This is a genomic window from Variovorax sp. P5_A3, assembly GCF_056400665.1.
This window is the reverse complement of record NZ_JBFUKW010000023.1, coordinates 164,747-176,746: the sequence shown is the minus strand read 5'-3', so window position 1 is coordinate 176,746 and position 12,000 is coordinate 164,747. Positions and strand designations below refer to the sequence as shown.

The window sequence follows — 12,000 nt, the reverse complement described above, 5'->3', positions numbered from 1 at the left end:
CAGGGTCGCGCCGGCAGCCACTTCGGCGGCGCTGTAGCCGCCTGCGCTCGCGATGACGGTCGCTCCCGCCGGTCCGATGAAGGTGGCCGCGTCGTCGCCGAAGCTGGCGTGGTACAGGTTCAGGCGTCCATAGGGTTGCAGCCGTCCGGTGCGCGGCTGAGCATGGTTCTGCCGTTGCGCAATGCAGTGGGTGCATTGCGTTGCTATCTACATTGCATTGGACACAGGGTGAGAGCTCATCAAAACTCCAGCCTGAGCAATGCGGCGCCGGAAGAACGGCGCACGACAACGGAGACAAGCCATGAACCCAGTACTTCAAAACGCCCTGGTGCTGACCCTTATCCTGGGTTTCGCAGGAATGGAATTTATCTCTCGGCGCTACCAGACCACGGTGCGTGCGAACAGCAATGACACCAAGCTCGAACTGCTGATGTTCATCTGTCTGCTGGGGGTTGCCCAGCCGGTGGCGCTGCTAGGCTCGGACAAGTTGAGCACCTGGCTCATGCCGGGGCAGCGTGACGCGCTGGCCCAACTGCCCTGGTGGGCCATGGCCGGCTTGCTGCTGGTGGCTGACGACATGATGCAATACTGGTGGCATCGCCTCTCGCACACGCCGCTGCTGTGGCCCTTGCATCGCGCCCATCACTCGGCGAAGTACATGAGCATCCGCATCACGTACCGCAACAACTTCTTCTACTACCTGCTGATGCCGGGGCTGTGGCTGGGCGGCGTGCTGCTGTTCCTGGGCGCGGGACAGGTCTACACCTTCTACATCGTCGTCAAGCTCGCCGTGATCCTGGGGGCGCACAGCGCCTGGCGCTGGGACGAGCCGCTGTACCGCATCCGTGCCCTGGGGCCGGTGATGTGGGTCGTCGAGCGCCTCATCTCGACGCCGGCCACGCACTGGGCGCACCACGCGCTCACCAATGCCGATGGCATCGGCCACTACAAGGGCAACTTCGGCAACCTGCTGTTCTTCTGGGACGTGCTGTTCGGCTCCGCGCATATCACGCGCAAGTACCCGGCCGCCGTCGGACTGCCGGACGACCTGCTGTTCGGCGACGAGCACTGGGCCGACCAGATGTTCTACCCGCTGTCGCACTCCAAGCGGGAACACAGCGCGCTGTGTCCTGGCGGGCGTCCCTACGACGACGCGAGCAGCCCGGCGCTGGCATCGACCCGCAGCAGCAACTGAGCCTCGCTCGCCAGCTGGCACAGATGATCGCGGTCCCGCTCTCGGACGCCGGCGCGCCAATCACTGCCACTCTCATTCCCGTGAAAGGGCGTGCCTGACACGCTGCCATATGCAACGACGAACCCTTCTTGGCGCCTCCTGCGCGACCCTGGTCAGCAACTATGCGTTCGCGCGTTCGACCGAGCCCGGTGTCACGGACAATGAGATCCTGCTCGGCCAGAGTGCCGTGCTGAGCGGACCGCTGAGCCCCGGTGCGATCGCTGCGCAGCGCGGCGCGCAGCTGCTTTTCGATGACGCGAACGAGCAAGGCGGCGTGGCCGGTCGCAAGCTGCGCGTCCTGGCGCTGGACGACGCGCTGGACCCGGCGAGGGCGTTGGACAACTATCGCGCACTGGCACAGCAGCACCAGGTGCTGGCCTGCTTCCTTGGCGTCGGGGCCGGCACCACGCTGGCGGGAGCCCCAGTGCTGCGCGAGGCCGGCGTTCCGCTGGTCGGCGCCACGGCGGTGGTCGACTCGGTGCGCGACAAGACGCAGGGCGTGGCCTACTACACGCGCGCCAGCCAGCTGCGCGAGTGCGAGAGCCTCGTTCATCATCTGAACACCCTGGGCTTGCGGGACATCGCGATCGCCACGCTCGGCACGCCGGGCGGCCAGGAAGTGGCCTCCCAGCTGTCATCCGTCCTGGGCAAGTCCAACCTGAAGGCGCAGGGCGTCGTACTGGTCGCGCCGGACGGCAGCAATGCAGCTGATGCCGGCCGCCAACTCGCCGCACAAAAGCCGCAAGCGGTAGTTCTCTTCGTGACAGGCGCTCCCGCAGCCGGCTTGATCCAGGCTTGCAGGCAATCGGGCTCCGCGCCGGCCTTCTACGGCATGTCGATCCTGTCGGGAGAAGTGACCATGCGAATGCTGGGCGGGAAAGCCGCTGGTCTGGCCATCGTGCAGGTCACGCCCTATCCCTGGGATGGCGCCAGCGCGGAGGCCTTGCGCTACCGCAGCGCGGCCGAGAAGGCCGGCGTCCCGGTTGGATATCACAGCTACGAGGGTTATCTTGCTGCGCGCGTGCTGGTGGAAGCGCTGCAGCGCGTCGGCCGGGAACTCACCCGCGCCAAGCTTCACTCGAGTCTGCGCAGCCTCAAGCTGCGCGTCGGTGGCGTCGACTTCGACTTCGGCAGTGGCCAGCACACGGGTTCGCGCTTTATCGAGCTCGTGTACGTGCGGCCGGATGGCCGCTTCACGCGCTGACGTCACCGCCGGAGCCTTATGGCTCTTGCATCGCAACCTGGTGGCAAACACCGAGCAGTTCAAGGCCTTCATGCCCGAAGTCCTGCGACCGGGCGAAGAGGTCGTCGTCACCGCGATCCCGCTGATCACATCTTTGCGCTGATGGTGAACTTCATCAGCTACTTCTCGGTCGGCGCCGACAACTGGCTGGTGCCGAATCCGCGCGACTTCGACAGTTTTCTCGACAGCATCTGCGACGCACGCGGGTCATGCGCCGTTCGCGCCATCCCAAAAGCGTAGGTCATCCATGCAGACTGGCTTCGGTTTGGGCGCTACCGGCCCACGGGCGAGAGTTCCGAGCCAGAGCGATGCGCGGTGACAGCCAAATGAATGGCTGCTTTCTGAAAATCCGTACGTCGGCCTCGGGCCCGAAGCAGTCATCGGCTTTGCTTCGAAGCAGTCATTCGCTGTCTGCGCCCAAAGCGGACGCACAGATTCCTCCGAAGCTGACGTTCGTCCCTGTTAGAACTCTTGGGTTTACAGGGCTTGGTCGACCGAAATAGCCGCCATGCATATCGGTCTGCTCAGGAATGCTCAGACCTTGGGGCACTTTCCCATCTGCTTCAACCGCTCCAGCGCTGCCTCATCCGCTTTGGCAAAGTGCGCGCACATGAGCTCTTCTCCATACGCTTGGCGGGCTGCCCTGGCCTCATCGGACTGGATTGCGGCGAGCGCTCGGCTGAGTGCCGTGGACGTGGCAAACCGGTCAACTGCTGGCTTGAGTCGAGCAGGGATTTTCTTCTCAGCTGCAGCGATTTCCGCCGGGGTAGTTCCCATACGAAATACTGGCTGGACTGTCCGCCCGGCTTCACCGCTAGTGAAGCCGACCAGCTCCCGGATTTCGCCTGGCGTTAGCTGTCGGTCCAGAGCTTCGCCCATGAGTTCCTCGTACCTACTTGCATCGAAGTAGTTCAGGGAGTCCTCGAGGGCGGCTGCAAGTCCAGGGTTCTGAGTCCTAACAGCCGAGGCAGAGTTCTTCATGGCAGCGACCGCGTACGCCGACGCGTCGAGGTATCTCGCAATGGCAGCCGTCTCGCTGCTTGCCATAGCGGCAATTGGCATGGCAGACGCGACAGCAAGCAATATTGCGGCGGGGAACTTTGTACAGAGCATCTTGTGTGTCAGGGACAGCGGCCAACGGTTGTCGGTTGGCTCTTGGAATTGTCGGAACCGGCTCAAATGTCGGTCTCAGTTTCATTGTTCCCGGAAGTCACGTTGGTGTGCACGCGCTTCGACTAGGAGCACGCCAATCGCCATTCAGGGTGTTGCGATGACGCTGCGAGACGTCCGCCGTACGGAGAATTGGAATTCGGCGGCAAGTGACCGGTCCTATCCGTTGACGGAGATTGGTCCCAGACCACGAAGTTGAACGGGGTCTCGGTCCACGTCGCGCTCGGCACGCCATCGACCGTTCCCCGGTAGTAGCGCCGGAAAAGCGCTTGAACTTACGAGCGAAACCTCGGACCGTACCAGCCGGCTCTCTAACGGGGGCGCAATGTCAGAGCGAGGCTTCGCACGGACTTCCCGTAGCCGTCAAGCGGAAGCTTCGAGACCTTCCGCAAACCATCCATCGCCGCCTCGTCCCAAGCCGGATAGCCGCTCGATTGGGTAAGGCGAACCGAGCTCACTCTGCCATCGTCAGCCAGGTCGACTTCGAATTCGGCGCCCGGATTGCCTGGGATATCCCGTACGTCGATGCCAGTGAGCGCCTCGCGGACTGCCGCCGATATACGGGCCGCATACGAATTGCGAGCATCGCGGCGGTCAGCAATTGAGTCCCGCGGATTCGCGATGACTGAAATTCGGGTGGGGGATACCAATATGATGGCCTGCGTCGGTACCTTGCCATCCAACGATGGATAGGGCTGCAGCGTGCGCAGCGCAACGGCGACAGCACGGTCCCAGTCTTCACTTCCGCTACCGGAGAACTTGGTGACCTCCATGGCCGTTCCCTGGGGCGAGAGCGTCACCGTAAAGTCCGCAGAGCGGTTCGGCCACTGTGCGCTGGGCTCAAGGTGGATGAGCGGGCAAATCGCCGCGGCGACTACGGTGGCCCAGGGAGCGTTCGCTGGTACGGACGGGCACGGAGCTAGACGGCCCTGGGTGGCTGGCGGGGTTGCGCACCCCGCAAGCATCGCTGCGAGGAGCGCGGCTGCCGCACGGGTGCTTCCCGTGCGAGGCACAGCGGTTGACTCAAGAAATTGGCTTCTCATCTTCCAGGCGACCATCTCAGAAGTTCACTGGGTGATACTTGCGATTTGCGCCTTCAAGTCCAATCCAGACGCCAAATTTCGGGTTCTCCCCGAGGTCTTCGACGAAAACACTCACCCTTCCGCCCGAGTCGCGATAGCGTGCAACGTATACGTGCCTGGGTTTCATGTCCTTCACCTCGATTTCCAAATCGGCGCGTTGGTAGGAAATCATCCCACCCGCCAAACCGAAATTCGATGAATGCCGCACCGAGAACTTGTGGCTACCGGGCAGAACTCGAGTCCAAATTGGACACCCAACTTGCCAGCAAGAAGGCTCCTTTCCGTCAATCTGCTGAATGCCAACTACTACATGCTTCGTCTGCTTGTCGTCAACCGCAGCGAACACGGTGGTTTCTGCCTGGGGCCGCGCTCCTTCGTACATTGCGTAGGGTGTGTGATGGTAGGCGCAGCCTGAAAGTACCGAAAGTATGAAGATGGCGAGAAGCCGGAGCATGGTTGTTGGTGACATAGTGGCGGGGACGGTTGTCGCGGTGGAACTCGATTGAGAAATAGCGGGAACGCGCCGCACTGACGCGCAGCGATGGGTCGCTATTGGGCGCCCTTGGTTCCCCCGCAGAGCTAGGCAGTGAGCTTCGGGGTTCTTTCGTCTTTCCTGCTGGCGAAGAACGCTGATGCACGTTTCGTGAACGTCAAGCCGATGAGTATTGGGTACCCAACCACCTTCACAAGCGTCTGACCCTCGACCGCGAATGGCGGGAAGGAAGTCCCAACAAGAATTCCTACGAGGGCAGCGGACATCAGCCATCGAGACCACTCAACTCCTCTGAAGATGCCGACCCCAGCGACGAACAGGCTCCACCAAAGTACTTGCATGTACACGAAGAACCAAAGAAGGTATGCCGGTCCGCTCCCCGACGAGATGGCGCTCAGGGTGAAGCCGAGAAATTGGAAGGAGGTGCCCGCACCCCACAGCAGAAACGCGACCGCGAGCGCGGTCAGATACCACGGCCTTTCGACGGCGACTGAAAACGGGCTACTGGAGTTGTCATCGCTCATAAAAGAATATTCCTAGGACCGACTAGATGGTTCGAGCGGCTGGGTAAGCAACCAGGCACAGATACTCTATTGCTGTGTCTCGCGCCCCTTGACTAGCTTGAGCCCTGATACTGCGTCTCTGAACGCAGGCAGGCTCGTGGCAAACGATGCCGGCGGTGCACTACCAAGGATGTTGAGCAGCGCGCCCGTCTTCGTGCGGACAAGGGCGACGTAGTGCATCTCGGATTCCGGCTCCTGGCTCCAACCTTCACAGTAGGCCATGAGTCCCTTCTCCTGGGCCGTGGGCCCAGCAAACTTTCGTCCTCCGAAGACTGCAGAAATCGTCTGCTGGCACCCTGCGGGGAACACGGCATCGGCTCGGTTGGAAGGTATTGGCATTGCCTGGATAAGGAGCGTTGGACCAGGGCTTCCGGCAGTTCCTGAAGAGTTGTAGCTTAGAGCGCCGAAGCCTCCACGAACGAGCTTTAGCCCTTCTGGACGCGTAGCCACGCCGACCGCCAGTTCCGGGTCGGCAATAGCGTCGTCCCAAGTGGTGGTCAAAAGATAATCTCGAATGCTCTGAAAGTAGTTGGCGGAGGAGCCCGTGTACGCCGCCATGACCGTCAGAACCTTTCCGCCCTTAAACGCAGTAAGAACCCAACCGTCCCAACTGCCTCCATCTGCCGCTCTCGTTCGTCTAAGGAGGTTTCCAGAAAGCGCCCCTCCAATCTTCTCCGGCTCCCTCGAGAAGAGCTTGCGCCAGGTCGGGTCAGTGTCAAGCCGGTATCGCGCCTCGCCCATCACGAAGGTGATGAACGTTTCGCCCGTCTTGTCGATAAGCTGCGGCCCTGCCACGGCTAGGGCAAGTCCTGGAGGTGGGATGATTTCGACGCCGGTTCCCGGAATCTTCAGGCGCGCGCCGCTGACTTGGGCGCCAGCACCAACAGCAACGAAGGAAAACAGGAGAGCTACGAGAGCACGAAACATGCGGTTCGCTGCGCTTGGTCTGAGTTGTATTGGCATTGCTCTATCTGGTCCGCGTACTTCCTACTTAGGTTCGAGCAACTCGCCAAGAGCAGCACCAGCCAACGATGGACAAACCTGCAGCCAACAGGAATGGGTAAGAGAAGCGATATTGGAGCGGCCACCCGCCCAGTGAAAGGAGCAGAAGTACTCCAGACGCCATGAAAAGGCGATTGCCATGGCTTCGGCTGAACGCAAAACGGCCCGAGGCTACGTAAAGTAGAACGCATCCGAGAAACGCGGGCAGCGCGGACATTATCGAAACTGCGCCAGTCTTGACGAGTTCGAAATAGCCTTCTCCGTACCAGAGTAGCCAAACGAGCTGGACTACCGCAAGGGCGAGAACCAAGAAGGCCATGAGGCCGCGTCGTGGCGCGGCACTGTCAATATTCAAAATACTTCTCCGATGTTTGAGCCGTCGTCGCCAATGGCGGTGAACCCGCCTCAAGTCTCGTGCAGCGGTAGCTCCGGCAACTCCGCCAAAAGTAAAGGCGTCGAGTTCGTTTCATGGCGCGCCGCGCGGAGCCAGCAGGAGGAAGTCAACCCCTTGGGCTCTCACGGACTGCATGTCGAACTTCGATAGAGTGGCCTGCCCGAGCAAAGGCACGCAATCCGGACAAACAACTGCTGGCACGTTCTTCACCTCGAAGGGTCCCACCCGAAGCACATCGACCATCACGGTCTTTGCAAGTACCTTGCGGCCGTCCGCAGTGCGCATCTGGGTCTTCGGGTCCAAAACGCGGTACGAAGCTTTCGAGTCGCGCAGCACTGCCTCGCTCACGCTCGTTAAGGTCGCCCCGGTGTCGACCATGAATGGCTTGGGCTTGGCTGTGCCCAGCGTGACAGGTGCGAAGAAGTGCCCCGAGTAGGCTGGCAGGCGCAACGCGCTCTGTTCACTGGCCTTGTCGCCCGCTGCCTGGTCAAGTGAGGTCTCGATAGAGATGCGCTGAGCCGCGAAGTACGGCTGCAGGCCTCGCGCCTCAAGCTGGCTGTCATAGCCTTGCAAGAGCGAAAGCGCCTCATAGGGTCGCTCGGATTTCACCAGCAGGCGAGCCAGCTTGCCGCGCACATCAACAAGTGTCGGGACCACCGACAACGCCTTGTAGGACCATTCGATGGCGTCGGCGGTCTGGCCGAGCTTTTCATGACTATCAGCCATGTAGGCGAAGAGGTCGTACGAGCCAACCCCTTCTTCCTGAGACCGCTTGAACTGCGCGATGGCTTCCTCGTGTTTACCGCGTAGATTCAAAACAATGCCGAGGTTCGCAGTGCCCAAGCCGTCATCCGGCCGGAGGCGAAGATAGTCACGCCAGTTGTCCTCCTGACACCGCAAATCTCCCAGGCGAGCGCACTTCGCTGCTTGTTCCCGAAATTCTTCGGCGGTCATATTGGACCCGTTGAGCAAGCGCTTCGCGTAGCCGCGCTCCATCAGCGTTCCCGCTGTCGAGCTTGCGAGCAAGACGATGCTCGCGCCGACGAAGACCTTTAGGCTCTTGCGTTTGCTTGGACCATCACCCCATAGGGATGCGATGGCCACCGCGATGCCGGGAATGATGAGTGCGCCGATGCCTACACCGAGTGCATAGAACGGCGTCGCCTTGTCCGGTAAATGAAATTTGAGTGCAAATCCCACCAGCGCCGTGGCAAGGATTGCTGCGAGCGTCCATAAGAGAGGGCCTACGGCCCGGTCAGAGTCTCGAACACGCAGAAACGAGACTTCGGCGAAGTCTTCAGTAGAAGTGCCAGCACCTGTGCCCTCCAGCAGCACAGGGTCGCGGCGCTGTTCGAATCGAGCCATTTCGACCGAGAAGCGCGCTTAGCTGCTGACGAACAAATTCTGTCGAGCCTGTCGGCCCGCAGTTATCGAGCTCGGGGCACTTGTGCCCACAAGGAGGTTGGCTCGCCCCTTAAGAACCGGCCCCATCAAACCCTCTACTTTCGTTCTCAAATTTGGGGACGATTAAAGCATACGTTCTGTTACCAGTCGACGTGGCAAGGGGCAAAAGACTCAGCTCGGCGACCGCCCTCATCAAAAAGGATGAGGGCTGCTCGGTCGATGAGGCAGAGATGCTTGCTGCTCGCAGGGTGAAGGTCTGCTTACTAGCGAATTGAAGGTCGTCGCCGAACGTCTGGTCCTGGCCGCTTGAAGTCACTGGTCGAACCAGCGGCTCCTCATGAGGCCAAGAAAGTCTTCAGAAAGCGGTACCCCCGAAGAAGAACCAATGACGGCGTCGATGCCGCATTTGGGACAGATGGCCGTAGTTCCTCGGTCAGTCCATTCCTCGATGGCCGCCGGCGGGTACGTCTCAAGGCAATAGAAGCACCCACAGGCGGAGCTTGCCTCAATCTCCGCTCGATGGTTTCCGCAGTGAAGGTGGGCTTCAGTGACATCCATTGGTATTCAAACGGACTTGTAGGGTGGAAACGGTTGGCTCATCGTAGCGGAGGTCCGCTCTTGGCCGGTGACGGCAGTTGGTTGATTGTTGCCGGACCAGAGGTCAGTGCGCACGCGCTTCGAATGCTGTGGTCGACCGCTCCGCTTTAGCTTCTTCAGTGCCGGGGAGCCGCCCGCGCAGCAGCTATCCGCGCCTTCGCGAGCTCGAAGCTATCGCCTTCCCAAACATCCACTCGGCTGCCGTCCGCCAGAAACTGCTGGAGAAAGTCCTTGGCAAAGCTCCACGGGTGGTAGAGCCAGCCTCCTTCGCTCGCCTCTGTGCTCTTACCAAACCAGAGGTCCAGTATTGCTATGTCGATGGTCTCGGATAGCTGAAGTGACTTCCTGGTCCCCGTTCGCCAGTCACCCTTGGTGTCCGCGAAGAAGACCGGATGCCTGGCTACGAGTGCATCGATTGATTCCTGTGTCGCCGCCGGGAGCTGACCTATCACGTCGAGAACAAGGAACTCAAAAAACAGGTCCATCCATCGCTTGTCGCGGTGATACGGAGCCATCGTCGCATACAAGGCGTCCAGCGAGAGCGGGATGCTCGGCTCCGACGGATTTCCTGGAGCAATGGTGTCGGCCTGCTCGGAAAGCGCAGCGGCGGGGCGAAACAGGTTTAAGGCGCGCTTGAACATAGGCGATGGGGAGGTTCCGGGCAGGTTGCTCCGCAAATTCTGAGTTGCGTTCGAAGGTCCGGTGTTGGCCGCATTCTGCAGTAGCTATCGGCGCTCCGGCGCCAGCCCGTTGGTCCCGAAATGCTTCGCTGCAAGTTTTTTGGCGCGGCGCAGACCCTCGTCAGTCAGGTAGACGGACTCTTGCTTGCCGTGGGGTTCCGTGATGAGCCCTTTTTCATGCAGCCCATCCATGGTTGCGAAGTCATAGCGCTTCCACACGCGTCCGTCCTCGAACGCGAAGACGCCGAGCAGCGCTAGAAGCGTCTCTTCGACTTTGACCATGTCGTATTTCATGGCGTCGCTCCTCTCGTCAGCAGAACGACGGACCGTCCTGCGATGGCCCACCGATGACTTGCTACAGCCGCCGCACGGCGGCGGTTCGGCTCTACGATGGTACTTCGGGCATTCGGCCTTACACCAGCCACACGGTATGCCCGTCGGAGAGCTGCCGGCTGAGCTTCAGCAGCGTACAGAGATGAAGGCAAGCAAGATGAAAGCGGCATCCTGGAACGACGTCAAGACCAAGCTGAGCCATTTCGACCACGACGGTCTGGTCGGCCTCGTGCATGACCTGTACGCCGCCAATCGAGACAACCAGGTCTTTCTTCACGCTCGTTTTGGGCTGGGTGGAGATGTCCTGGAGCCATACAAAGCAAGCATCAACCGTTGGCTCTGTCCCGACATGTTCCGAAACCAGCATGCGTCCGTGGCCAAGGCCAAGAAGTCCATTTCTGACTACAGGAAGGCCATTGGCCATGCAGAGGGCTTGGCAGAACTGATGGTCTTCTACTGCGAGCGCGCGGTAGGCTTCAGCGTCGAGGTTGGTCTTCAGGACGAGGGCTTCTTCGTCGCACTGGTGCGCATGTTCGAGCAGGCGCTGCAGGCCATTGCGAGACTGCCGGATGCGCAGCGACCGCGGCTCATGGAACGTCTCGACCTCGTGCATGACCTCAGTCGGAACATCGGCTACGGAGTCGACGACGCCATGAGCGACTTGCTGGTCGAGTACGGCACCTACGATTGACGAAGACATTCAAAGTCGGCTTCTGGCCGACTGTAGCCCGCCGCTTGCGCGCCGCGCCGGGCCCCGAAGCGGCCGTACGGCCCGCTCCAGGGAAAATAGATGGAGCGCAACCTGAACCCTTCCAGCAATCGGTTGCGTCACTCTTGGGTCGCATGTACATGCACAACAGCGTACGCGGATAAGGGCGACTTGAAGTCCAATTGCTCGTTCACGAGTAGCTTGGCTCTGATGCTTTGCCCATCGAGGCTGACTTCCGATAACTCGGCCCATTGAGCCCCCATCGGAAGGGGCAAGCGCGCGTATCCCTGGGCAATGTGCTCGCCTTTCAAAGTCAAAACATCAAAGTACAGGTCGGATGCGTAGACCCCCGAGGTGACAAGGACACGCCCTGAATCGCAGGCAACCAAGCTCAACGGATGACTCGGCAAAAACTCAAAGCCTTCTCCACCTATCGTGCTGCTGTGAGGCCGGCGCTGAATCTTAAGAGCCTCTGGGCAATGCTTTGGCGTCACTTGCGCCGGATAAGGCGACGACTCGAGCGCCCTCGAAAGCTCGACTTGGGCCTCCGCCGACCGATAGTCGGAAATTCCCCACGGTCGGCCGGGCGCGTTTGGCGAACTCAGAACCTCTCGGACAAACTTTAGTGCATGGTCTCCGGTCCAGCCCGTGCCATTTTCAACGGCGTGAGCAACCAATCCACGGCGTGCAAGCTCTCGCCCGTTTCCTTTGTCCAAAATCTGAAGCATCGATGTCTTGACATACCCACGCTCATCCCTTGACTGCGCCGTCTCACGCACCACGAATACGGCCGGCGAGCTCTGGGTCGGACGTATCAAGACACTGCCACCTCCAACGGAGCTGTATAGCTTTCCCCGGTAGGTGAAGTAGCCGTAGTTCGCCTTGATGGCATACCCGGGTGCAAACAATCCGAACTCCGCCGGCGCGTCAGAGTCATCGAATACCAAGTCGAAGCCTTCGACACCACTTGCAGTTCTTTCAATCCGAGGTGGCACGGACGCTTCGCGGCATGACCAGAGAATTGCCGCGAATAGCAGGACCGTTATGCTGACAAGGTAACCTGGGGAAATGAGGCGATTCATGCGTGAATTTTGAA

Annotated in this window: 12 protein-coding genes and 1 pseudogene; 4 read left to right on the top strand and 9 right to left on the bottom strand. The window is 60.5% G+C overall.

All coding sequences use genetic code 11. The features are described from left to right. The first annotated feature begins 301 nt into the window (after positions 1 to 301). The 3 genes and pseudogenes from AC1D3B_RS27985 to AC1D3B_RS27975 all read left to right on the top strand — a co-directional run. The gene (locus AC1D3B_RS27985; protein ID WP_478193929.1) at positions 302 to 1,195 is read left to right on the top strand and encodes a sterol desaturase family protein; all 894 of its coding nucleotides are present in this window, start codon (positions 302 to 304) and stop codon (positions 1,193 to 1,195) included. 109 nt (positions 1,196 to 1,304) lie between these two features. Then, a complete protein-coding gene (locus AC1D3B_RS27980) occupies positions 1,305 to 2,438 on the top strand; it encodes an ABC transporter substrate-binding protein (RefSeq protein WP_478193928.1) in 1,134 nt (377 codons plus the stop codon). Positions 2,439 to 2,460: 22 nt separating this feature from the next. Beyond that, positions 2,461 to 2,681: pseudogene (locus AC1D3B_RS27975) on the top strand (long-chain-fatty-acid--CoA ligase); the annotation flags it as partial. Positions 2,682 to 3,011: 330 nt separating this feature from the next. On the opposite strand, the gene AC1D3B_RS27970 reads toward AC1D3B_RS27975, so the two are convergent. The 8 genes from AC1D3B_RS27970 to AC1D3B_RS27935 form a co-directional block, all read right to left on the bottom strand. Continuing rightward, positions 3,012 to 3,539, bottom strand: coding sequence for a hypothetical protein (locus tag AC1D3B_RS27970; RefSeq protein ID WP_478193927.1), 528 nt, complete (start codon positions 3,537 to 3,539; stop codon positions 3,012 to 3,014). 419 nt (positions 3,540 to 3,958) lie between these two features. Beyond that, on the bottom strand, positions 3,959 to 4,612 hold the full coding sequence (locus AC1D3B_RS27965) for a TonB family protein (RefSeq protein ID WP_478193935.1): 654 nt from the start codon (positions 4,610 to 4,612) through the stop codon (positions 3,959 to 3,961). Positions 4,613 to 4,706: 94 nt separating this feature from the next. Next, complete coding sequence (locus AC1D3B_RS27960) at positions 4,707 to 5,183, bottom strand: hypothetical protein (protein ID WP_478193926.1); 477 nt, start codon at positions 5,181 to 5,183, stop codon at positions 4,707 to 4,709. Between the two features lie 125 nt (positions 5,184 to 5,308). Further along, positions 5,309 to 5,746, bottom strand: coding sequence for a hypothetical protein (locus tag AC1D3B_RS27955; protein ID WP_478193925.1), 438 nt, complete (start codon positions 5,744 to 5,746; stop codon positions 5,309 to 5,311). Positions 5,747 to 5,812: 66 nt separating this feature from the next. After that, entirely contained in the window at positions 5,813 to 6,712 is a 900-nt protein-coding gene (locus AC1D3B_RS27950; RefSeq protein WP_478193924.1) for a hypothetical protein, read from the bottom strand. A gap of 541 nt (positions 6,713 to 7,253) precedes the next feature. Further along, complete coding sequence (locus AC1D3B_RS27945) at positions 7,254 to 8,546, bottom strand: aspartyl protease family protein (RefSeq protein WP_478193923.1); 1,293 nt, start codon at positions 8,544 to 8,546, stop codon at positions 7,254 to 7,256. A gap of 752 nt (positions 8,547 to 9,298) precedes the next feature. After that, a complete protein-coding gene (locus AC1D3B_RS27940; protein ID WP_478193922.1) occupies positions 9,299 to 9,823 on the bottom strand; it encodes a hypothetical protein in 525 nt (174 codons plus the stop codon). A gap of 84 nt (positions 9,824 to 9,907) precedes the next feature. Next, entirely contained in the window at positions 9,908 to 10,156 is a 249-nt protein-coding gene (locus AC1D3B_RS27935) for a DUF6429 family protein (protein ID WP_478193921.1), read from the bottom strand. Positions 10,157 to 10,352: 196 nt separating this feature from the next. Here AC1D3B_RS27935 and AC1D3B_RS27930 point away from each other — a divergent pair, with 196 nt between their 5' ends. Continuing rightward, positions 10,353 to 10,886, top strand: a complete 534-nt coding sequence (locus AC1D3B_RS27930; protein ID WP_478193920.1) for a hypothetical protein — start codon at positions 10,353 to 10,355, stop codon at positions 10,884 to 10,886. Positions 10,887 to 11,023: 137 nt separating this feature from the next. On the opposite strand, the gene AC1D3B_RS27925 is transcribed toward AC1D3B_RS27930, so the two are convergent. Continuing rightward, positions 11,024 to 11,986, bottom strand: coding sequence for a hypothetical protein (locus AC1D3B_RS27925; RefSeq protein WP_478193919.1), 963 nt, complete (start codon positions 11,984 to 11,986; stop codon positions 11,024 to 11,026). Positions 11,987 to 12,000 lie beyond the last annotated feature (14 nt).